At 63.7% G+C, this 22,541-nt stretch carries 20 protein-coding genes; 10 read left to right on the top strand and 10 right to left on the bottom strand.

Annotation, left to right across the window (positions count from 1 at the left end):
* Positions 1 to 133: 133 nt before the first annotated feature.
* The 4 genes from FB597_RS10175 (at position 134) to FB597_RS10160 (ending at position 5,123) form a co-directional block, all read left to right on the top strand.
* Positions 134 to 2,521, top strand: a complete 2,388-nt coding sequence (locus FB597_RS10175) for a 3-hydroxyacyl-CoA dehydrogenase/enoyl-CoA hydratase family protein (RefSeq protein WP_144769465.1) — start codon at positions 134 to 136, stop codon at positions 2,519 to 2,521.
* Positions 2,522 to 2,672: 151 nt separating this feature from the next.
* Positions 2,673 to 3,038 (top strand): endonuclease domain-containing protein, encoded by a 366-nt coding sequence (locus FB597_RS10170; protein ID WP_141918279.1) that lies wholly within the window; start codon positions 2,673 to 2,675, stop codon positions 3,036 to 3,038.
* 27 nt (positions 3,039 to 3,065) lie between these two features.
* The gene (locus FB597_RS10165; protein ID WP_141918281.1) at positions 3,066 to 4,262 is read left to right on the top strand and encodes an acetyl-CoA C-acyltransferase; all 1,197 of its coding nucleotides are present in this window, start codon (positions 3,066 to 3,068) and stop codon (positions 4,260 to 4,262) included.
* A 96-nt stretch (positions 4,263 to 4,358) separates the two neighbouring features.
* A complete protein-coding gene (locus FB597_RS10160) occupies positions 4,359 to 5,123 on the top strand; it encodes an enoyl-CoA hydratase (RefSeq protein ID WP_141918284.1) in 765 nt (254 codons plus the stop codon).
* A gap of 93 nt (positions 5,124 to 5,216) precedes the next feature.
* Here FB597_RS10160 and FB597_RS10155 read toward each other — a convergent pair whose 3' ends face one another.
* A complete protein-coding gene (locus FB597_RS10155) occupies positions 5,217 to 6,290 on the bottom strand; it encodes a sensor domain-containing diguanylate cyclase (protein WP_255517135.1) in 1,074 nt (357 codons plus the stop codon).
* A 564-nt stretch (positions 6,291 to 6,854) separates the two neighbouring features.
* On the opposite strand from FB597_RS10155, the gene FB597_RS10150 reads away from it, so the two are divergent.
* Positions 6,855 to 7,250, top strand: a complete 396-nt coding sequence (locus FB597_RS10150; RefSeq protein WP_144769464.1) for a hypothetical protein — start codon at positions 6,855 to 6,857, stop codon at positions 7,248 to 7,250.
* 130 nt (positions 7,251 to 7,380) lie between these two features.
* On the opposite strand, the gene FB597_RS10145 is transcribed toward FB597_RS10150, so the two are convergent.
* From FB597_RS10145 to FB597_RS10105, 9 genes are all read right to left on the bottom strand, one after another.
* Positions 7,381 to 7,737 (bottom strand): 5-carboxymethyl-2-hydroxymuconate Delta-isomerase, encoded by a 357-nt coding sequence (locus FB597_RS10145; RefSeq protein WP_141918289.1) that lies wholly within the window; start codon positions 7,735 to 7,737, stop codon positions 7,381 to 7,383.
* A 47-nt stretch (positions 7,738 to 7,784) separates the two neighbouring features.
* Positions 7,785 to 8,765 carry a threo-3-hydroxy-L-aspartate ammonia-lyase gene (locus tag FB597_RS10140; protein ID WP_144769463.1) on the bottom strand — a complete coding sequence of 327 codons (981 nt, stop codon included), beginning with the start codon at positions 8,763 to 8,765 and terminating at the stop codon, positions 7,785 to 7,787.
* A 52-nt stretch (positions 8,766 to 8,817) separates the two neighbouring features.
* On the bottom strand, positions 8,818 to 9,480 hold the full coding sequence (locus FB597_RS10135; RefSeq protein ID WP_141918294.1) for a transcriptional regulator: 663 nt from the start codon (positions 9,478 to 9,480) through the stop codon (positions 8,818 to 8,820).
* Between the two features lie 137 nt (positions 9,481 to 9,617).
* On the bottom strand, positions 9,618 to 10,856 hold the full coding sequence (locus tag FB597_RS10130) for a phospholipase D-like domain-containing protein (protein ID WP_144769462.1): 1,239 nt from the start codon (positions 10,854 to 10,856) through the stop codon (positions 9,618 to 9,620).
* 32 nt (positions 10,857 to 10,888) lie between these two features.
* Complete coding sequence (locus FB597_RS10125) at positions 10,889 to 11,533, bottom strand: MotA/TolQ/ExbB proton channel family protein (RefSeq protein WP_141918298.1); 645 nt, start codon at positions 11,531 to 11,533, stop codon at positions 10,889 to 10,891.
* A 68-nt stretch (positions 11,534 to 11,601) separates the two neighbouring features.
* Positions 11,602 to 14,004, bottom strand: a complete 2,403-nt coding sequence (locus FB597_RS10120) for a TonB-dependent receptor (protein ID WP_144769461.1) — start codon at positions 14,002 to 14,004, stop codon at positions 11,602 to 11,604.
* Between the two features lie 69 nt (positions 14,005 to 14,073).
* Complete coding sequence (locus FB597_RS10115) at positions 14,074 to 14,805, bottom strand: TonB family protein (protein WP_144769460.1); 732 nt, start codon at positions 14,803 to 14,805, stop codon at positions 14,074 to 14,076.
* 2 nt (positions 14,806 to 14,807) lie between these two features.
* The gene (locus tag FB597_RS10110; RefSeq protein WP_141918306.1) at positions 14,808 to 15,212 is read right to left on the bottom strand and encodes a biopolymer transporter ExbD; all 405 of its coding nucleotides are present in this window, start codon (positions 15,210 to 15,212) and stop codon (positions 14,808 to 14,810) included.
* Positions 15,213 to 15,353: 141 nt separating this feature from the next.
* The gene (locus tag FB597_RS10105; RefSeq protein ID WP_255517134.1) at positions 15,354 to 15,950 is read right to left on the bottom strand and encodes a hypothetical protein; all 597 of its coding nucleotides are present in this window, start codon (positions 15,948 to 15,950) and stop codon (positions 15,354 to 15,356) included.
* A 201-nt stretch (positions 15,951 to 16,151) separates the two neighbouring features.
* Between FB597_RS10105 and FB597_RS10100 the strand changes: the two genes are divergently transcribed.
* From FB597_RS10100 to FB597_RS10075, 5 genes are all read left to right on the top strand, one after another.
* A complete protein-coding gene (locus FB597_RS10100) occupies positions 16,152 to 16,514 on the top strand; it encodes a winged helix-turn-helix domain-containing protein (RefSeq protein WP_141918308.1) in 363 nt (120 codons plus the stop codon).
* Positions 16,515 to 16,875: 361 nt separating this feature from the next.
* Positions 16,876 to 18,132 carry an Hsp70 family protein gene (locus FB597_RS10095; RefSeq protein ID WP_144769459.1) on the top strand — a complete coding sequence of 419 codons (1,257 nt, stop codon included), beginning with the start codon at positions 16,876 to 16,878 and terminating at the stop codon, positions 18,130 to 18,132.
* 901 nt (positions 18,133 to 19,033) lie between these two features.
* Positions 19,034 to 19,879, top strand: coding sequence for a MurR/RpiR family transcriptional regulator (locus FB597_RS10085; protein WP_141918317.1), 846 nt, complete (start codon positions 19,034 to 19,036; stop codon positions 19,877 to 19,879).
* Between the two features lie 481 nt (positions 19,880 to 20,360).
* Positions 20,361 to 21,806 (top strand): MFS transporter, encoded by a 1,446-nt coding sequence (locus FB597_RS10080; protein ID WP_144769485.1) that lies wholly within the window; start codon positions 20,361 to 20,363, stop codon positions 21,804 to 21,806.
* Positions 21,807 to 21,842: 36 nt separating this feature from the next.
* The gene (locus tag FB597_RS10075) at positions 21,843 to 22,514 is read left to right on the top strand and encodes an aspartate/glutamate racemase family protein (RefSeq protein WP_144769457.1); all 672 of its coding nucleotides are present in this window, start codon (positions 21,843 to 21,845) and stop codon (positions 22,512 to 22,514) included.
* Positions 22,515 to 22,541: the final 27 nt, after the last annotated feature.

Below are 22,541 nucleotides of genomic sequence, written 5' to 3'. Positions count from 1 at the left end.
GGCCATGTCACCCCGGCACGGCATGCTGTAGAAAGCGGTCGGAAGGCGTACAGTAACGGCACGCCTTGCGCCACGTTTTGCATTGCCCTGCCCCGAATTCATGTTTGAAGCATCAGCAAAAAAGGAGACTTGCGTGTCCAATTTCATCGTCAAAAAAGTGGCCGTGCTCGGCGCCGGCGTCATGGGCGCCCAGATTGCCGCGCACTGCATCAACGCGCGCGTGCCGGTCGTGCTGTTCGACCTGCCGGCCAAGGAAGGCCCGAAGAACGGCATCGTGCTGCGCGCCATCGAGAACCTGAAGAAGCTCAGCCCGGCGCCGCTGGGCAACAAGGATGACGCGGCCCTGATCCAGGTCGCCAACTACGAGGACGACCTGGCGCAGCTGGCCGGCTGCGACCTGATCATCGAAGCCATCGCCGAGCGCATGGACTGGAAGCACGACCTGTACAAGAAGGTCGCGCCGCACATCGGCCCCAACACCATCTTCGCCTCCAACACCTCGGGCCTGTCGATCAACGCGCTGGCCGAAGGCTTCGACGCCGAGCTGAAGGCGCGCTTTTGCGGCGTGCACTTCTTCAACCCGCCGCGCTACATGCACCTGGTCGAGCTGATCCCGACCACCTCCACCCAGCCGCAGATCCTGGACAAGCTGGAAGCCTTCCTCACCACCACCCTGGGCAAGGGCGTGGTGCGCGCCTTCGATACGCCGAACTTCGTGGCCAACCGCATCGGCGTGTTCGGCATCCTGGCCACCGTGATCGAAGCCGAGAAATATGGCCTTTCCGTGGACGTGGTCGACGACCTCACCGGTTCCAAGCTGGGCCGCGCCAAGTCCGGCACTTTCCGCACCGCCGACGTGGTGGGCCTGGACACCATGGGCCACGTCATCAAGACCATGCAGGACAACCTGAAGGACGACCCGTTCTATGCTGCCTATGCCACGCCGCCGCTGTTGGCCAAGCTGGTCGAGCAGGGCGCGCTGGGCCAGAAGAGCGGCGCCGGCTTCTACAAGAAGGTGGGCAAGGATATTCTGCGCATCGACCCGGCCAAGGGCGACTACGTCCCCGGCGGCGCCAAGGCCGACGACATCATCGCCCGCATCCTGAAAGAAAAGGACCCGGTCAAGCGCATGAAGGCGCTGCACGATTCGACCAACCCGCAAGGCCAGTTCCTGTGGGCCATCTTCCGCGACGCCTTCCATTACATCGCGGTGCACCTGGAGTCGGTCGCCGATAACGCGCGCGACCTCGACTTCGCCATGCGCTGGGGCTTCGGCTGGAGCGTCGGCCCGTTCGAGACCTGGCAGGCCTCCGGCTGGAAGCAGGTCGCGCAGTGGGTCAAGGAAGACATCGACGCCGGCAAGGCGCTGTCGAGCGCGCCGCTGCCGGATTGGGTATTCGACGGCCGTGATGGCGTGCACAGCGCCAAGGGTTCGTACTCGCCCTCCAGGAAGGCCGATGTGGCGCGTTCCGAACTGCCGGTCTACCAGCGCCAGCCTTTCCGCGCGCCGCTGGTGGGCGAAGGCGCAGCCGACGGCAAGACCGCCGGCACCACCTTCTTCGAAGACGACTCGGTGCGCATCTGGCACCAGAACGACGAAGTCCTGATCCTGTCGTTCAAGACCAAGATGCACGTGATCGGCCAGGGCGTGATCGACGGCATGAACAAGGCCGTCGACGAAGCGGAGAAAAACTTCAAGGGCCTGGTGATCTGGCATCCGGATGCGGCCGAAGGCGGCGCCTTCTCGGCCGGCGCCGACCTGCAGTCGATGCTGCCGCTGTTTATGTCGGGCGGCGTCAAGGCTATCGAGCCGGTGGTGCACCATCTGCAGCAGGCGCACCAGCGCCTGAAGTACGCCAGCGTGCCGGTGATCGCCGCGGTGGCCGGCCTGGCCCTGGGCGGCGGCTGCGAGCTGCTGCTGCACACCGCCAAGCGCGTGGCCTCGATCGAGTCCTACATCGGCCTGGTGGAAGTGGGCGTGGGCCTGATCCCGGCCGGCGGCGGCCTGAAGGAAGCGGCGGTGCGCGCGGCGAAGGAAGCCAAGGGTAACGACATCCTGCAATTCCTCAAGGAATACATGCTGGCCGCGGCCACCGCCAATGTGTCGAAATCGGCGCTGGAAGCGCGCAAGCTGGGCTACCTGCGCGAAGACGACGTGATCGTGTTCAATCCCTACGAGCTGCTGCACGTGGCCAAGGTCGAGGCGCGCGCGCTGTTCGACGCCGGCTACCGCCCGCAACTGCCGCCGCAGGTGCCGGTCATCGGCCGCAACGGCCTGGCCACCATCATGGCGCAACTGGTCAACATGCGCGACGGCGGCTTCATCTCGGCGCACGACTACAAGCTGGGCAAGATGATTGCCGAGACGGTCGCCGGCGGCGAAGTGGAAGAAGGCAGCATCGTCAACGAACAATGGTTGCTCGACATCGAGCGCAAGTTCTTCATGGAGTTGCTCAACAATCCCAAGACGCAAGAGCGGATCATGGGAATGATGCAAACCGGCAAACCAGTGCGTAATTAAAGAGTCTGGTGACTGGAACGCGTTGCACCCATCCCCACCCTAGCCCTCCCCTTGAAGGGGAGGGGACGTGGAGGTGGTGAATTGAGATCGAAACTCCCTCCCCTTCAAGGGGAGGGCTAGGGTGGGGATGGGTTACGCAGGAGCAGTTCCAATGCAAGGCCAAACCAACGCGTTCACGAAACAAGCAGCAAAGGCGTTGCGCAAGACGATGACCGAAGCCGAACAGCGTCTGTGGCATCGCCTGCGCGGCCAGCAAATGGATGTGAAGTTTCGCCGTCAACACCCCTTTGAAAATTATGTATTCGATTTTGTCTGCCTGGAACGGCGCCTGGTAATCGAAGTGGACGGTTCGCAGCACGTCAACAATCAGCATGACGAGCAACGAACCCAGAGATTGAATCAGGCTGGCTTCACGGTTCTGCGTTTTTGGAATAACGAAGTATTGAATGAGACGGATGTGGTCGTTCAGGAAATCTGGAATGCCTTGAACCCATCCCCACCCCAGCCCTCCCCTTGAAGGGGCGGGAGCCCAAGGAGATTTGTAATGAGTAAACAACTGCAAGACGCCTACATCGTCGCCGCCACCCGTACCCCGATCGGCAAGGCGCCGCGCGGCATGTTCAAGAACACGCGCCCGGATGACCTGCTGGTGCGCGCCATCCAGTCCGCCGTGGCGCAAGTGCCCGGCCTGGATCCGAAACTGATCGAGGACGCCATCGTCGGCTGCTCCTTCCCCGAAGGCGCGCAAGGCCTGAACATGGCGCGCAACGCCGTGCTGCTGGCCGGCCTGCCCAATACCATCGGCGGCGTCACCATCAACCGCTACTGCGCCTCCGGCATCACCGCGATTGCCATGGCGGCCGACCGCATCCGCGTCGGTGAGGCCGATGTCATGATCGCCGCCGGCGCCGAGTCGATGTCGATGGTGCCGATGATGGGCTTCCACCCGTCCATCAACATCAACGCCTTCAAGGATGAGAACGTCGGCATGGCCTACGGCATGGGCCTGACCGCCGAGAAGGTGGCGCAGCAGTGGAAGGTGTCGCGCGAAGCGCAGGACGAGTTCTCGCTGGCTTCGCACCAGAAGGCGATCGCCGCCCAGCAGGCCGGCGAGTTCAACGACGAGATGACCCCGGTCGAGATCGTCGAGCGCTTCCCCAACCTGGCCAGCGGCCAGATCGACATCAAGACCCGCACGGTGAACCTGGACGAAGGCCCGCGCGCCGACTCCAACATCGCCGCGCTGGCCAAGCTGAAACCGGTGTTCGCCGCCAAGGGCAGCGTCACCGCCGGCAACAGTTCGCAGACCTCGGACGGCGCCGGCGCGCTGATCATCGTCTCGGAAAAGATCCTCAAGCAATTCAACCTGACCCCGCTGGCGCGTTTCGTCTCCTTCGCGGTGCGCGGCGTGCCGCCGGAAATCATGGGCATTGGCCCCAAGGAAGCGATTCCTGCGGCACTGAAGGCCGGCGGCCTGACCCAGGACCAGATCGACTGGATCGAGCTGAACGAAGCCTTCGCCGCCCAGGCGCTGGCGGTGATCGGCGACCTGGGCCTCGATCCGTCCAAGGTCAACCCGATGGGCGGCGCCATCGCCCTGGGCCACCCGCTGGGCGCCACCGGCGCCATCCGCGCGGCCACCACCATCCACGCCCTGCGCCGCAAGAACCTGAAGTACGGCATGGTGACCATGTGCGTGGGCACCGGCATGGGCGCGGCCGGCATTTTCGAACGCGTGTAAGCGACGTCCGAAGCCGACCATCCCCAAGCCGCACTGCTCGCGCCGTGCGGCTTTTTCATCGTCGTTACTGAATAACAAAGACACAGCAGGAGACCCATGGATATCCAACTGAGCAAGGAAAACGGCATCCTCACGATCCACTTCGATCGCGAAGCCAAGAAGAATGCCCTCACCGCCGCCATGTACCAGCAACTGGCCGATGCCCTGAAGGAGGCCGAGGCCGACAGCGCGGTGCGCGCCATCCTGTTCACCGGGAAACCGCAAGCCTTCTCGGCCGGCAACGACCTGGAAGATTTCCTGAAGAACCCGCCCAACAGCAAGGACGCGCCGGTGTTCCAGTTCCTGTGGCAGATCAGCCATGCCGCCAAGCCCATCGTGGCCGCGGTGTCGGGCGTGGCGGTGGGCATCGGCACCACATTGCTGTTGCATTGCGACCTGGTCTATGCTGCCGACAATGCCCGGTTCTCGCTGCCGTTCACGCAATTGGGGTTGTGCCCGGAGGCGGCCTCGTCGCTGTTGCTGCCGCACCTGGTCGGCTACCAGCGCGCCGCCGAGAAGCTGTTGCTGGGCGAAGCCTTCCTCGCCGCCGAAGCGCAGGAGATGGGCATCGTCAACCGCGTGCTGCCGCTGGAAGAGCTGCTGCCCTATGCCCAACAGCAGGCCGCCAAGCTGGCCGCGCTGCCGGCCGGCTCGATCCGCGTCACCAAGCAACTGATGAAGAAAAACCGCGTGGCCGCCACCGAGCAGCAGATGACGGCCGAGATCGAGCACTTCGCCAGGATGTTGACCGGGCCGGAGGCCAAGGAAGCGTTTACCGCTTTCCTGGAAAAGCGCAAGCCGGACTTCAGCAAGTTCGTCTGAGAAAAAACCTGGGGAAAGGTCATCCGGAAAGTAAAAATGCCGCTGGCGTCAGCGGCATTTTCTTTGGAACATCCGGCATCCGGAGAGAGACGCTCAAGCATGCCCGCCCGGATTGCGCCCATGCTTGCGCAGGTACATTGCCTTGTCGGCCGCTTGCAGCAGCGCGTGGAAATCGCACATCTCGGACGGCGTGACGGTAGCCGCGCCCAGGCTGATCTCGATCTCGGTGTGCGGCCATTTCACCATCGATACCGCGCGCTTGATGCGCTCTGCCACCTGGTGGGCGCCGATCTCTTCGGTGTCGGGCAGGATCAGCGCGAACTCATCGCCGCCGTAGCGCGACAGGAAGTCGCTGGCGCGCAGGGGCGAGCGCAGCACGCGCGCCAGTTGCGCCAGCAGCGCATCGCCGGCCGGATGGCCGTAGGTGTCGTTGTATTGCTTGAAGTAATCCACATCCACCATCAGCATCGACAGCGGACGCGCATTGCGCAGGTGGCGCGTCCATTCCTCGCGCAGGCGCAGGTCGAAGCTGCGACGGTTGCCGATGCCGGTCAGGGCATCGGTCAGCGTCTGCTGCTCCAGCTTTTGCATGGTGCGGCGGCTGTCGAGCTGGCTTTCCAGCTGGCGGCCCAGCTTCAGGAAGGCGTCGCGCTGGGAGGGCGACAGCGTGCGCGCCTGGCGATCCATCACGCACAGCGTGCCCAGCACGTCGCCGTTGGCGGCCACCAGCGGCACCGCGGCGTAAAAGCGCACCTGGGGCGGATTGTTGGCCAGGGCCGATTCAGCGAAGCGGCTGTCGGCGCGCAGGTCGGCAATCTCGGCCAGTTCGCGCGGGCGGCGGCCGGCGGCTTCGCATACCGAGAAATCCACCGCGGTGCGCGACACGCCGGTCTGGCCGGGGAAGCGCCACCATTGGTTGCGGATGTCGCTGCGGCCGTTGGCCACCGACACGAAGGGCTCCTGCAAGCCGATGTCGGCATGCAGTTGCGTCATCATGCCGAACGGGGCATCGCACAGGTTGCAGGCCAGCGAGATGAAGTCGGCCAGCATCGGCTCCAGCCAGGCGTCGGCTTGGCCGCCGTTATTGGCCAGTGGGATGCGCGAGCCGGAGACGGTGCGCTTGAAGGCGCTGTCGGGTGTGAAAAAGGAGCGCAGGTTTCTGGTCATGGTGCGAGTCAGATGGTTAATCTGCCGGAATGTGATTGACAAGCCATGTACTGAGGCGAAGTCCCAGGGGCGGATGTTTTATCCGTTGCGGCAAGACACGGGACGGTTCCACGTTCGCCTTTTGTTTTTCGACTGTTTGCGAACGCGCCTTATTGCCTTGCAACATCAAATTAGCAGATGGGATTGCGAAGTAAACATGCTGGAACATCCTCTTACAATTTAAACCGGCTTGTAGCAGAAACGATGTATTTTCAATCATATTGGCCGACATTGGCGTGATCATCGTGACAATTGGCGCTTTGCCATCAACCCGGCAATGTATCTTCAAGAACCGACAGTACGCTTTTGCGCTGTTGTTGTGGGTAGGATGACGGCGCTAACGCGTGTCGGAAAAGTCTGATATTGCGAAGCAGCATGGCATCGAAAACAATGTCGCCCGTAGGCGACAAGCTCGCATGTTGAACCCGGGTTTCCCCCGGCATGGGAATGTGGACGGACAGGCTTGCCAACCGCCGCCGACAAAAATAAACTCTGCCGTTTCGTTCTTCGTTTTTGAAAGCAGAGATGTCGACCCAGCCCAAAGCAGGCGCAGTCCTGTTTGCCAAAGATGTAGCCCGCCTTGCCGCATTCTATGCGCAGGTGCTGGCGGTGGTGCCCAAGCATGCCGAGTCCGAGAAGGTGGTGATCGAAGCGCAGGATTTCCTGCTGGTGATCCACGCCATGCCGCCGGCCGTCGCCGCCAAGGTGCAGATCGCTACGCCGCCGGTATTGCGTGAAGCGGTCCCCGTCAAGCTGTTCCTGCCGGTGCGTTCGCTGGCGCAGGCGCGCATCGGCGCGCAGGCCCAGGGCGGCGGCGTCAAGCCGGTCGAGGCCGAATGGAGTGCGGCGGATTTCCGCGCCTGCGACGGCTTCGATCCCGAAGGCAACGTGGTGCAGTTCCGCGAAGCGCTGACGCACTGACACTGGAACGCTGAACTCCGCGTCGGTTTCCGCATGAAAGCAGCCGTGGCGACTGGCGTCGGCACGGCTGCTTGTCGGTACGCCTTGTCCGTCCCCTTCCGCTCCAGGACGGAAGGGGACGGACAGGTTGTTACAGCTTCAGCTTTCCGTAAATCTCGCGCTGCATGTCGCTCACGTCCGCCGTGATCTGCACCTGCATTCCGTCCGGCCATTCCTGCTCTTTTTGCACGGTCGCCACCAGCAGGTCGGTGATCTCTTTCTTCACTTCCAGCGTCCGTCCGGAAAGGATGGTCAGGCGCAGGTGCAGGAAGGCGCGCCTGGCTTGCGGCTGGGTGCCGACGACATAATCGTCCAGCCGGATGGCGCGCGCCTTGATGGAGTTCTCGTCGAAGTGGCCGCTGCCGACCAGCGCCTCATTGAGGCGCAGCAGGGTGGCTTGGGTGTCGATGTTGAGGTTGTCGGTATATTCAAGAAAGAGATGGGGCATGGCGGTTCCCGTCGTTAAAAATCTGGAGTGAAGAATGCAGGCGCGGTTCAGTGCGCCAGGTAGGCGGACAGTTTGCCGAGGTCGATATTGCCGCCGCTGACGATCACGCCCACGCGTTTTCCCTGCAATTGCGCGCGGTGCTTGCGCGCCGCCGCGAAGGCCAGGCAGCCGGTGGGTTCCACCACCATCTTCATGCGCTCGGCGAAGAAGCGCATGCAAGCCACCAGTTCCTCGTCGGGGACGGTCAGGATGTCGTCGACATCGCGCTTGATGACGGCAAAGGTGTATTTGCCCAGGCTCTGGGTCTGGGCGCCGTCGGCAATGGTCTTGGGCGTGGCGATGCTGACCAGGCTGCCGCTGCGCAGGGATTGCTGGCCATCGTTGCCGGCTTCCGGCTCCACGCCATAAATCTTGCAGCCCGGTGCCAGGGCGCGTGCCGCCAGCGCCGCGCCCGAGAGCAGGCCGCCGCCGCCCACGCAGACGAACAACGCATCCAGCGGGCCGGTTTCTTCCAGCAATTCCTTGGTAGCGGTGCCCTGGCCGGCCATCACATGCGGATGGTCGTAGGGCGGGACCACGGTCAATTTCTTTTCTTCGGCCAGGCGCGCGCAGATCTGTTCGCGGTCTTCCGTGTAGCGGTCGTAGGTGACGACGTTGGCGCCATAGCCGCGGGTGGCCGCCACCTTGGCGGCGGGCGCGTCCAGCGGCATCACGATGGTGGCGGGAATGCCCAGCAGTTGCGCCGCCAGCGCCGTGCCTTGCGCGTGGTTGCCGGAGGAAAAGGTGATCACGCCGGCGCGGCGCTGCGCCTCATCGAATTGCGCCAGCGCATTCATCGCGCCGCGGAACTTGAAGGCGCCCATGCGCTGGAAGTTTTCGCACTTGAAGAACAGGCTGGCGCCGAGCTCGGCGTCGGCGGTGCGCGAGGTCAGCACCGGCGTCCGGTGCGCCCAGGGTTTGATGCGCTCGGCCGCCAGCAGGACGTCGGCGAAGGTAGGCAATTCGGTGGCGCTTGAAACGGGGATCACGGCAGCTTCCTTTCGATCGGAGATGTCATTAGGGATGTCGGAGGGGAAAGCTTCAATCCCGCTCGTCGTTGTAGACAGTGGCACGCGATACGCCCAGGTGGGCGGCGACCACCTCGGCCGCGCGCCGCACCTCCATGCAGCCGGACTCGCGCAGTTCGCGCATCAGCGCGCGCCGCTCGTCGGCCTTGAGGCTGCGCGGCGTGGCCGACAGGCGCGCCGCGAAGGCGTCGATCTTGTGGCGGATCGCCTGGGCGCCGGTCGGCTCCAGCGTTTCCGCCACGCGCGCGTTGCCGTCGATGCCGCCGAACTGGCGCAGCATGCCTTGCAGCGCGCCGAACAGGGTCAGGTCGATGTTCATGCACAGCGCCGCCACGTACTTGCCGTCGGCATCCTTGATGCCGACCGACGTGCTCTTGGCCTGGCGGCCGTCGGGCAGGCGGTTGGCGTAATTGGCCAGCACTTGCGGATAGGATTCGTCGGCGATGCGCGCCAGCCCCAGTTCGGTGGTGGCGTCGCCCACCTCGCGGCCGGACAGGTTGTTATGGATGGCGACAATGGAATGGTCGGCATCGCGCAAGTCGTGCAGCACCACTTCGCAAAAGGGGGCGAAGGTCTCGCCCAGGCCCTGGGCGACCTGCCTGAGCTGCGACATCAGCAGTTCGTGGTCGGGGCGGGGTGGCGGGGCGGCCTTTTTCTTGCGGGCGTCGGTTTTCATGATGCATACATATTATCTAAAATTAGATTTTATGTATAGATGCCGTTTTACCCGATCCTCGCGGAAATAAAAAAGCGGCAGCCCGCAGGCTTGCCGCCGATGTCGCCTTGTCGTTTTTCTTGCCTGGATGCCGTCGGCTATTCCTTGCCTTTGACCGGTTTCGGATACTGCCGCAGCACATCGATCGCCTCGGCATAGGGCGAGCTCCAGGTCTGCTCGTGCAGCTCGGCGATGCGGTGCGCCATCTTTTCGTCGTGCAGCACCACTTCCAGGTTGCGCGACTTGTCGAGGTAGCCGCCGGCCCAGTTGCTGGTGCCGATCCAGGCGACGCGCCCGTCGATGCTCATGGCCTTGGTGTGGATCACCCGGGCGAACGGGATGAAGCCGGTGGAGGCGCGCGGCAGCGTGACGATGCGGATTTCCACGTTGGGCAGCACGGCCAGGCTTTGCAGGTAGCGGATCGCCGGCTGTTCGGTATTCCAGTTCGACACCATCAGCTTGATCTTGACGCCGCGCGCGGCTGCGGCGCGGATGGCATTGTCGATCACCGCGTAGTAAGGGCGGGTGCGGTTGGGGCCGTAGGACAGCGGGGCGTAGTCCAGCAACTGCACGCGCACTTCTTGTCTGGCGCCGGCCACCAGCCGCACCAGTTCGCTTTCCGAGTCGCCCACGCCGGGAGGATTGAAGGCGTTGGGGCTGGCCACCAGGTAGTTGCCGCGGCTTTCGTCGGCCAGCACGGTGGCATGGTTTTGTATTGCCGGCGCCTGGCCGGCCGCGATCGCGGCTTGCGCTTGCCAGTCGATCTCGAAGATCTGCTGCACCTGCGCGGCGATGGCGGCATCGGTGATCTTCAGGCCGGTCTCATGGATGTGCGAGAACGAGCGCCAGTCGAAGTTCTGGCTGCCGACATAGGCGCTGGCGCCATCGACCACGAAGTACTTGGCGTGGATGATGCCGTTGCCGGTCATCCTGGAATAATCCAGTTGGCGGAATTCCAGGTTGGGAATGCGCTTGAGCTGCTCGATGGTCGCCGCCACCGAGGCGAACTCGCCCTTCTTTTCCATCAGGAAGCGGATCTTCACGCCGCGCCGTCCGGCCGCGTCGAGGTGGGCGATGATGTCGCCTAGCGCCTCGCCGTCCTGGCCGGCCACGTAGAACTGGCCGAAGTCGATCTCGCGTTTTGCGCTGTCGAACATCTCTTTCCACACCAGCGCGGCATCGCGCAGGTCGGGGGTGCTCAATGTGGTTTCGCGCGGCATGGTATGCACCAGCTCGAAACCGGGAATGGCGAATTCGGCGTGGGCCTGGCCTTGCAGCGACAAGGCCAGGCCAATTGCCGTGGCCAGCCTGGATAACAGGCGTAAGGGGTGATGCATGGGGTCTCCCGGTTGCTGGCGTGGTCGGGCGGTCAGGCGATATGCAGTTTTCCGTGCGCTTGCTGGACGCTGGCTTGCTGTTCGGCGGTACGGCCGACGCAGGCGCGCAGCATCAACACTTTGAGGTGGTCGTTGATGCGTTCGATGCGTTCCTGGAACAGGTTGAAGAAGAACATGCCGACCACCGCGATGCCGATGCCCAGCGCCGTGGCATACAGTGCGGTGCCGATGCCCTGCGACACCTGGCCGGGATCGGACACGCCCGAGACGGCCAGCGCCTTGAAGGTGTCGATGATGCCGAGGATGGTGCCCAGCAGGCCCAGCAGCGGCGCGGCGGTGACGATGGTGTCGAGGATCCACAGGCGCTGCTGCACTTCGCCGCGCTTGGCGATGTAGACCGATTCGCTGAAATCTTCCAGGTCCTTCTCGCTGTGGAGGTTGTGTTTTTCCGACAGGATGTCGGTGACCAGCGCCAGCGGCAGGCTGGGGCGGGCGGTCAGCGCGGCAGGCAATTCCTGCACATGCTGCACGGCGTGGGTCATCGCCTTTTCCAGGCCGGTGGCGCAGCGCATGGTGTAGCCGAAAAACAGTCCGCGTTCGACGATGACGAAGATCGCCAGCGCAGCGCAGGCATACATCAGGTAGAAAGCCAGTTCGTGGAGTAATTGCATGTTCATGATTGCCTCTTTTGCAGGTATTCAGGGCGGCGGCCCTTGCGCGCCGCCGCCCCTGGGGTTGGCCGCGATCAGAAATCCGCGGTCAGCGTGACGGTGAAGGTGCGCGGGGCGCCGATATAGAACGATGGCGCGGTGCCGGCGATGCTGCCCACCGCGTTGGCGTTGGTGGTGAACTGGCTGCCGCTGCCCGAGCTCAGGTTCAGGTATTGCTTGTCGAACAGGTTGTAGAGATTGAAGCGCAGGGTCGGTTTCTTGAGCCAGGAGGTCGACGCAAAGGTGGCGCCGGCGCCGGCATTGAACACGGTGTAGCCGCCGATGGCGTCATCGTTGACCAGCGTGGTGTAGCGGTTGCCGGTGTACTTGGCCTGGCCGAACACATACCAGCCGTCCTGCTGGTATTGCAGCGCGAGGCCGGACAGCCAGTTCGGCGTATCCGGATACTCCTTGCCGCTGGTGGGCAGCGAGTTGCTGGCGTCAACCTTCATGTTGTCCTTCATCTTGCTCTTGATGTAGGACAGCGAACCGTACAGCGACAGGTTCCTGGTCAGCGCATAACCGGATTCCAGTTCCAGGCCCTTGGAGGTCGAGTCGCCGACGTTGTAGTCGGTCTTGGTCGCGGTCTCCGGGTTGTAGGCGGTGGCGATGCGGTTGCGGTAGTCGATGTAGAACACCGAGCTGGAGAAGGTCCACTTGTCGGTGTTGTAGCGGTAGCCGAGGTCGTAGTTCCAGGAGGTCTCCTTGTCCACCGGGACGTTGCGCACGGTGCCGCCGGTATAGGCGCCGTTGACGAAGCTGCCGCCCGAGATCAGGCCGAAGTAGGAGAAGTTGCCAGGCGCCTTGAAGTTCTTGGCGGCGTTGAAGAACACCGACTGCGCCTGGTCGAGCTGGAAGCGCACGCCCACGCTGGGCAGCAGGTCGGAGTAGGACTTCTTCACCGTGTAGAAGCCGCCGGCGCTCTGGCTCGGGTTGTTGGTGAAATCGCGGTCGATGCTGGAATAGCGCGCGCCGAGCTGGACGTTGAGCTTGTCGTTCATCAGGCTGATGCTGTCCTGGAAGAACGCCGACTTGCCGGTGCTGATGGTGAGCGTGTCGCGATATTGCACGACGCTGCCGTCCTGGTTGCGCAGCCACAGGTCGGGATTGTTCTGCCACATGTCGGCGATGTTGCCGTTGTTGTCGATGGTGGTGTACTGGCCGGTTTGCTGGTGGCGCGCGCGCTCGTACCAGTAGCCGAACATCAGCTTGTGGTTGTCGATCTGCTGGTTGTACTTGAGCGTCACGCCGGGGCGATAGGTGCGGGTGCGGCTGCCTTCGTAGGCGAACACGGTGTCCCTGGTGTCGCCGTCGCCGTTGACGTCGCGCACGCCGCCGCCCAGCAGGTTGCCGGCATTGCCTTCGGTGATGGTCTGCAACTGGTTGCCGCCGGTGCCGAAGCCGTACCAGAAATAGGGGCTGACATCGACGCTGGCCGTCGGGCTCAACTGGAAGTGGCCGTTGACGGTTGCCAGCCAGTTCTTGAACGGGTTCAGGTTGTACGCGTAGTACAGGTCCTTGTTGCCGGTGTTGATGCCGGCGTTGGGCGCGTAGGTGCTGTCGTTCTGGGCCGTGCCGTTCACGCCCGGCTGGTGCACCGGCACCTTGGTGCCGAAGTCGTAGTTGGGGCCGAACTGGGCGATCTGGGCCTTGGTCAGCGAACGGTAGTTGTTGTTGATCGCGTTGTTGTACATGAAGCCGGCATCGATGAAGCTGCCCTGGCCGAGATCGAGCTTGCTGTTGAAGTCGATGTGCTGCTTGTCGGCGCCGCCGGCGCCCTTGAACTTGTCGGCCGTGGTCTTCGAATACGACAGGAAGAACTTGAAGCGGTCATTGAACAGCTTGCCCGAGTCGAAACGCACATAACGCTTCCACAGGCTGTTGGAGCCGACCGAGGTGGAGACGCGCACGCGCTGCTGGTCTTCCGGCGCGCATATGGTCATGCCGATGTTGCCGCCGGAGGCGCCTACGTGCGGCGCTTCGGTATCGGTCGAGCCCTGGGTGACGAAGATGTCGCACAGGTTTTCGGCGTCGGTGTATTCCTGCGGGTAGACCGCGAAGCTGCCGGAGTCGTTGACCGGGGCGCCGTTGATGGTGAAACCCAACTGGTCGCTGTTGAAGCCGCGCACGCGGATGTTGCCGCCGAACAGGCCGCTGCCGTCCTGGTCGTAGGTGTTCACGCCCGGCAGCAGGCTGATCATCTGGTACGGGTTGCCGGTCGGGCTTTGCTTTTCCATGTAGTCGCGATTGACCGAGCTGCGCGCCTTGGGCGACTCTTCCTGCTGGATCAGGCCGGTGGCCTGGGCGGTGCCGCCATTACCTTGCACGGTCACGGTGCCGACGTCGGTGGTGCCGGCGGTTTGGGCGTAGGCGGCCGTGCCGGCCGCCATGAAGAGCCCGGAGATCAGCAGCGATAGCCGGGTAAGTTTGCAGTGCATATTATTTCCCCTGAGAGTGATGGTGATGCATTTGTAGGAATACCGCCGCCGGGCCCGGCGGCGTTGGAACTATCCGGAAACAGGAATGAATTCCAGGTCGGCGGTGAAGCGATGCGTGTTCTCTCCGCTCCAGCTGCCTTCCGGGAAGGCGGCGAAGGCGGCGCGGTTGATGGTCTTGCGCGCGGCGTCGTCGAGCAGCATGGAATTGGACGATTCATCGATGCCCAGATCGACCACCGAGCCGTCGCGCTTCAACACGAACCAGACGCGCACCTTGCCTTGCGGCCTGAGCTGGCTGGCTTCGCGCCCGGTCGGATAGCGCTTGATGCTGTTGAGATGGGCGCGCAGTTTGGCCACGTATTGCGATTCGGCGTTGGCGGTATTGGGTTGCGGCGCAGGCGCCGGCTGTGGGGCCGCCGGTTGCGGGGTCGCGGCAGGTGCGGGCGCCGATGCCGGCGCGGTGCTGGCAACCGCTGGGGGGAGCGCCGCCAATGGCGCGGGCGCCTGGGTCAGCGGGCGCTCCTGGGTTGGCGGGGCAGGCGTGGGTTTGGATGCCGGCACGGGTTTGGCCTGCGGCTTGGGCGGTTCGACCTTTTTCGGCGGTTCGGGCGGCGGCGGAGTTTCAATCTTGGGCGCCGGCAGGGCTTCTTCGAACAGCGCGATCTGCATCGGCGTCGGGTCTTCGTGGCGCTTGAGGCGCGTGCTTTGCTGCACGCCGGCCAGCACCAGCGCCAGCAGCACCAGCAGCGACGGCAGGCTTGCCAGCGATTCGCGGAAGCGGAAAAGGAAAGGCGTGCGCATGGTCACTGCTTGCGGGTGGCGATCGAGATCGAATCGAAGCCGCCGTGCTTGAGCTGGTCCATCACGTCGACCAGCTTTTGCACTTCCACGCCGCGGTCGCTGTTGATGATCAGGTTCAGCTTCTCGCCTTCCTTGGGGATCTGCTTGAGGCGTGCCACCAGGCCGTCGACAGGCGTATCCTGGCCGTCGACCTGCAGCGCATCCCTGGTGATGGTGATGATGGCCTTGGCCTGGGGCTTGAGGTCTTGCGCGGTGCTGGAGCCGGGGAGCTGGGTCTTCAGGCCGAGCGCGGGGATCACATTCATGCTGATGAGCACGAAAAACACCAGCAGGAACATCATCACGTCGATCATCGGAATGATCTCGACGCGGGCTTTTCGTTTCTTGGGTTCATCCCAGCTACGCATGCTGCAACTCCTCGGAAGCATTGTTATACGATCCATAACGATATAAGTTTTATAGCGATGCGCAGCGTACCGAGAAATTATGTCGTGCGTATTACATCAACCGGGTTGGTGTAAGGATCTGTTGGCGAGGAAGGCGCGGACTTACCTGCGCGGCAAGCGGATGAAGGACAGCAGGAATTTGAACAGATAGGCAACGATGATGGAGCCGGACAGGTCGCCGATCGACATCACGATCAGCCCGCTCCAGAAATGCGGGGAGACGCCGCGCATGACGAACCAGATCAGCTGGAACAGCGGGTTGGTCAGCGCATACAGCAGGATGCAGGTCATCAGCCGGGTGGTGGTCAGGTTCGCCAGCGAGCGCCGCAAGTCCATGCCCGAAAGGGTGAAGCGGTAGGCGAGATAAGGCGCCGCCGCCGAGATCAGGCAGTAGCCGGCCGCCGTGATGGGGTCATGCGGGAACAGCCGGTAAGTGGCGGCGGTGGCCAGCGAACCCAGCAGCAACCCGGCGCAGCCGGCTTCGGCAAACAGCAGCGTGCAGATCAGCCGCACGCCGGCCGGCAGGTAGATCCAGGCGATGCCTTCGGTGAATTCGGTCTGGCGGAACAGCCATTCATTGAGGCTGTAGAACAGGAAATAGCAAATGGCGGTGCCTGCCACGGCGGCAAGGTGGGCGCGCAAGGTCGACTGGGGATTGGGCGAGGCATCCATGACGGCGCGTATGTTACCGATTTCCATGCTGCCCTGCAGCAGGCAATCCCGCGCTGTGGTGAAATCGCCCGCACGGCGCGGCGGAAAAGCGGGCAATGTTGCGCGATGGCGGCGGCGCGCGTATGATCCGCTATCGAATCTGGAACAATCTGGGCCAGATCGGCTGCCAGCAGCGATATAGCGAAACTAACAACGCGAAACTGACAACGCGACATCAACAGCGTGGCTATGGGTAAAGACAAGAGGCCTGCGGATATCTATCTGCGTTTCCTGCAATTGGCCGATGCATTACGGGGATTGCCTTCCTTGGCATCGCTGGATCCGCTGGAAGACCGGATCCTGGCGTTCATCGCCCGTGCCGGCCAGGAGCAGCAGCGCCTGTCGGTGCGCGACCTGATGGCGCAGAGCGAATTCGGCTCGCCGGCGATGCTGCATACCCGCCTCAAGTCGATGCGGGAAAAAGGCTGGATCGTGCTGGCCGACACCGAAGACCCACGCCGCAAGCAGGTCGAACTGAGCCAGGCCGCCTGGCTGCATTTCGACAAGCTCTCCAAATGCCTGGTGCAGGCAACCCGCAACGCCGACGACTGAATTCCCGCGCGCCATCGCCTGCGCGCATTTTCTTGCCATCCCCGCATCACCTCCCGCATCGTCACACGGGCGACGCATCCGGCCGCCGCGCGCGACGCCTTTGCCGCCTCCCCACGGTTTTTTCCTGGTCAACATGCCGGTCAACTTCGACCTGCAGGAAAGCGGCAGCGGGTTTTCGCCAATGATGCCGGAGCGGCAAGCGCGTCGCTCCGGCATTGTCATTTGGCGGGCGCGTATCGTGTTGCCGACAAGGAAACATGGCCCGGCGGCATGTTGCTTGCTTTGAACACGGCGGCAATGCCGTGCAGACAAGCATGCCCCTTTTCTATATGATTGCCGGCCCAAAATGAAGGAGTAATCGATGGCCAACGCATGCGGGGTGGATTTCGGCACCTCCAATTCCACCGTCGGCTGGCTGCGTCCCGATGCGGGCCAGTCCCTGCTGCTGCCGCTGGAAGACGGCCGGGCGACGCTGCCATCGGTGGTGTTCTTCAACGCCGACGAAAACGAATTCAGCTACGGCCGCAGCGGCCTGAACGAATACCTGTCCGGTTATGAAGGCCGCCTGATGCGTTCGCTGAAGAGCCTGCTCGGCTCCGGCGCCATCGACGGCCAGACCGAGGTCGGCGGCCGGGCCTTGCCTTACCGCGGCCTGCTGGCGCAATTCATCGGCGAACTGAAGAAGCGCGCCGAACGCGCCGCCGGCACATCCTTCTCGCGCGTGGTGATGGGGCGTCCGGTGCATTTCGTCGACGACGACCTGGCCGCCGACCAACTGGCGCAGGATACGCTGGAAGAAATCGCGCGCAGCGTCGGCTTCACCGATATCGAATTCCAGTTCGAACCGATCGCCGCCGCCTTCGATTACGAGTCGCGCATCGGAGGCGAAGAGCTGGTGCTGATCGCCGACATCGGCGGCGGCACCTCGGACTTTTCGCTGGTGCGCCTGTCGCCGCAGCGCGCGGCGCGCCAGGAGCGGCGCGACGATATCCTGGCCAACGGCGGCGTGCACATCGGCGGCACCGACTTCGACAAATATTTCAGCCTGTCCTGCGTAATGCCGTTGCTGGGCCTGGGCGGTCGCCTGGCTGGCAACGCCGAGGTGCCCTCCAGCTATTACTTCAACCTCGCCACCTGGCACACCATCAACCAGCTTTACACGCGCAAGACCTGGCAGCAATTGCAGGATGTGGCGCGCGAAGCGGTTGACCGCGAGCGCTTCGCGCGCCTGCTCGACGTGGTGGAACAGCGCTGCGGCCACTGGCTGGCGTTGCAGGTGGAAGGCGGCAAGATCGCCCTGTCTTCGCAAGAGTCGGCCACGCTGGACCTGCAGCGCCTGCGTCCGGCGCAAACGCTGGAACTGAACCGCGCCGATTTCGATACCGCCGTCGAGCACCTGGTGCAATCGGTCGAGCAGACGGTCTCGGGCCTGCTGCGCCAGGCCGGCCTGCGCGCATCCGATATCGACAGCGTGTTCTTCACCGGCGGCTCTTCCGGCGTGAACCTGCTGCGCCAGCGCATCGGGGCGCTGGTGCCGGATGCCAAACATGTTGAGGGGGATTTGTTTGGCAGTATCGGGAGTGGTTTGGCAATTGATGCTGCGCGTAAGTTTGGCTAGGGGCTATTGTTTTTTGTGGGCGTAGTCTGCTTTTGCTGCTGGTCGATGTACTGGTTTGATGTTGTTGAGTAGTCTGGTCTTGCTTCATGCAGATGTACTGACTTTATGCTTATCTTTCTTCGGTCGGAACGGAGCGCCGGGTGCGGCCCGGCAGCCGCTCACTTTCTTTGCTTCGCCAAAGAAAGTAAGCAAAGAAAGGCGCCCCCTAAGTGCCAGCCCCTTCGGGGTACCCGTTGGAGTGCCATGAAAAATGGGCGAGGCAGAGTCGCTACGCTCCGACTGCCTCGCTGATCCATTTTTCATGGCACTCCAACGGCTGGCCCACAAGGGGAGAAAACCTGGACGCCTCGCCTGCGGCATCGGGGATTGGTACAGAGAAGCGCTGGCGTCTCCTGAACAATGACCGATTCCCTCGATTTTTCGCAAGTACCGCGATGCCGAAGGCGAGCCGGACAAGACGTCGCATCTAACCAGCCGGCGGAGCGGGCAAAAAAATGGATCAGAAAAGCAGTCGGAGCGAAGCGACTCTGCTTTTCCCATTTTTTTGCCCGTTCCGTCGGGAACCCCGAAGGGGCTGGGTAGTTGCGTCGCCTTCTTTTGCTTACTTTTCTTGGCGAGACAAGAAAAGTGAGCGGCTGCCGGGCCGCCCCCGGCGCTCCGCTGCGACCGGAGAAAGATAAGCATGGAGCCAGTACATCTGCACGTAGCAAGAGCAGACTACCCAACAAAACCTCAATTCAACACATCAACACGCAGCAAGACCAAACTACCCAAAGCTCGTACACCAACATAGCCCAATGCCATTCAACGATTAAGCATTTCATAAAATCATGAAACCGGCAGCACGGCTATCCATATACAATGCGCCGATCGTGACTCCAGGATGGCCCGCCCGCACTTCATGAGACCTTCTTCCGAATCCTTCGTGCGCCGCGTGCGCAGCAAGCTTGATGAACTGTCGGCTACCGAGCGCCAGCTGGCGGATTTCCTGCTGGAGTTTCCCGGCGAGCTGGCCAGTTATGCCGGCAACGAGCTGGCGCAGTTGGCCGGCGTGTCGCCGTCGACGGTGAGCCGCTTCATCCGCCACATCGGCTACGACAGTTATGAAGAGGCGCGCCGCCACGTGCGCGAGGAGCAGGAAGTCGGTTCGCCGCTGTTCCAGCCATCCTCGGGCGCGGCGCGCCATGTCAGGTCGGTGGCGGCGCATTTCCAGCAATCGCAGGCCAACCTGGCCGGCACCTTCGAACGCCTGTCCGACGCCACCATGGCCGAGATCGCCAAGGCCATCGCCGGCGCGCCGCAGGTGCTGGTGTTCGGCAGCCGCAGCAGCCATGCCTTCGCGGTCTACCTGCGCTGGCAGATCATCCAGGTGCTGCCGCGCGTGACCGCCATCCCCGGCCCCGGCGAGACGCTGGCCGAACATACTGCCGGCCTGAGCGAGCGCGATTGCGTGATCGTGTTCGGCACGCGCCGCCAGACGCGCCAGATGGAACGCGTGCTGGATGCCGCCAGCCGCGCCGGCGCCCGCATCCTCTATATCAGCGACCAGGCCTCGCCCGATTACGCCGGCGCCACCTGGTCGCTGCAATGCCAGTGCCGCGGCCCCGGTTCGCTGGATAACCACGTGGCCGTGATGGCCCTGTGCGACCTGCTGGCCACCATGGTCATCGACGCCAGCGGCGCGGCCGGGCGCAAGCGCCTGGCGGCCGTGGAGCAGGGGCATGACGAGCTGGACGACTTCGGCTGAACGTTTCTCCCTCCAGTTTCCTGCCTGGAATTGGGATTTCAGCATGCCGGGCAGATTGAATCCCCATTTTCTTCCAGGCGCCGCACGCTGCCGGTGCGGCGGCGCGGCCGGCTTCACCAATTGAAGGCGGCCAGCGTCGGGAAGACTTGCGCCCGGGCAAAGGACTCTCCCGTCTCCCATCCTGCGGATTCGGCGCGATTGCGCCTCCGGCGTGGGTTTTGCGCCATCCGCATCAGCGCCATTGCGACAATGGCATACCAGCCCCGATGCTGGCACGGCGATTGCTTTATGCCTCTCAGGAATGAAATTTAAATTTCAGTAAAAAATTAATTCTGAAATTGTTATTCCATTTGTCGACGCGGTGGACTAAAGTAAGTTACGCAGCGGCGGCCATATCGGTCGCCGGGTTCCACAGCCATGACGCAGTAGCAAGAATCGAAGCATGACTTTCGTTTGCCATCCCACGCACGAGGAGCTGACCATGGCCGGACCTACACTTTCATCGCCGGATACTCCGCGCATCGCCGAGCTGGACGGCGCGCTGGACAAGATCGGCGTCACCCGTTCGCACCACACCATCATTTTCCTGATCCTGATCGGTTGCCTGTTCGACAGTTTCGAGCAGAACGCCATCGGTCTGGTCGGCCCCATGCTCAAGCAGCAATGGGGGCTCACCACCGCCGACATCGGTTTGCTGAATACCGTCACCTTCGCCAGCGCCGCCATCGGCCGCATCGTCTCAGGCCTGGTGGCCGACCGCTACGGCCGCCGCGTGATGCTGAGCCTGGACCTGTTGCTGTTTACGCTGGGCGCCGGCATCTGCGCGCTGGCGCCGGACCTGACGGTCATGGCCATCGGCCGCGCCATCGTCGGCTTCGGCCTGGGCGGCGAGATCGCCATCGCCGTCACCATGCTGGCCGAGTTCTGTTCCAGCAAGTTCCGCGGCACCGCGGTGGGGCTGGTCAACGTGGGCGCCGGCGGCCTGGGCAACTTCCTGGCGCCGGCCTTCGGCCTGCTGGTGTTTACCCTGTTCCCAGGCGAGAACAGCTGGCGCTGGCTGTTCTTCTGCCTGATGGTGCCGGCCCTGCTGGGCGCGTTCTACCGCCGCTATATCCCGGAAACGCCGCGCTTCTTGCTGTCGCGGCACAAGATCGCCGAAACCAACCGGGTGTTGTCGCGCCTGGCCAGCGGCAAGCTGTCCGGCCCCGCGCCTGAAGCGACGGCGTGGATCGCCGACGATGGCCGCCGCGAGCAGGCCGCGCGCGTGAAGGTGCGCTCGATGGAGATCTTCCAGGGCCCGCTGGCGCGCCGCACCGTGCCGCTGTGCATCGCCATCTGGATGACCTATGGCGCGCAGATCTCGGTGCTCACGCTGATGCCGACCATCCTGGTCAGCCTGGGCTACAGCATGTCCAAGAGCCTGCTGTTTACGATGGTGATGCAAAGCGGCAGCCTGCTGGGCGCGATCGCCGCCTCGGCCTTCGGCTTCCATATGCCGCGCAAGCGCGTGCTGACCGTGGGCGCGGTCTGCGCCTGTGCGGCGGCGCTGGCGATCGGTTTCGTGGCCAAGAACATCGCCATGATCCTGGTGGCCGGCGCGGTGTTCCAGTTCTTCGTGCTGCTGTTGAACACTACCATCTGGATCTTCGCTCCAGAGCTGTATCCGACCCGCGTGCGCGCCTTCGGCACCGCCTTCATCCTGGCGACCGGCACGGCCGCCGGCGCCTTCATGCCGCTGGCGGCGGGGCGCCTGTTCGACGCCTTCGGCTTGGCCGGCGTGTTCGGCATGATCGCGGCGATGTACGGCATCTTCACCATCGCGGTGCGTACCGTGCCGGAAACCTACGGCAAGTCGCCCGACGCGCCGCTGGCGGATGGGCCGGTGCAGGCCCCGGCCGAAGCCGCCGCGCTCGTTGGCCGCGGTTGATGCCGCCGCATTGAATCTACTTAACCCGAGCCGAGCATGCGCCATATCCTGCTGATCAATCCGAACTCTTCTGCTGCCACCACCGAGATGATGGTGGCCATCGCCGCCGCCGAACTGCCGCCGGGCTTTTCGGTCAGCGGAGTGAGCGCGCGCAGCGGGCCGGGCATGATCGTCAACAGCGCCGAGCTGGAGGCGGCAGCGCCCGAGGTGGAGCGCAACTGGCAGGAGTTCGGCCGCCAAAGCGCCGGCGTGATCGTCAGCGCCTTCGGCGACCCCGGCATCGAGCGTGTGCGCGCCGCCGGCAAGACGCCGGTGGCCGGCATTTGCGAAGCGTCGATGCTGGAGGCGGCGCAGGGCGGCCGGCGCTTCGGCGTGGCGACGGTGACGCCGGAACTGGCCGACGCCATCGCCGCCAAGGCGCAGCAACTGGGGTTGGGCGGCCTGTACACCGGCATCCGCCTGACCGCGGGCGATCCGCGCGCACTGGCGGCCGACCCGCAGGCGCTGGAACAAGCGCTGGCGCAGGCGGTGCGGGAATGTGTGGAACTGGATGGCGCGCAGGCGGTGGTGATCGGCGGCGGACCGCTGGGCCAGGCGGCGATCGCATTGGCCCGGCGCTTCACGGTGCCGGTGATTGCGCCGATTCCGGCCGCCGTGCGCGACCTGCTGCGCCAGCTGGACCTCGTCGATGCGGCGGCCGCGGCCTGAGTGTCCAGGGGGGGCTTGTTGACAGGC

Source organism: Herbaspirillum sp. SJZ099, assembly GCF_007828355.1.
Taxonomy (GTDB): Bacteria; Pseudomonadota; Gammaproteobacteria; order Burkholderiales; family Burkholderiaceae_D; genus Herbaspirillum.
Note: the sequence above shows the minus strand (reverse complement) of the source record. Positions and strands in the feature narration are given on the sequence as shown.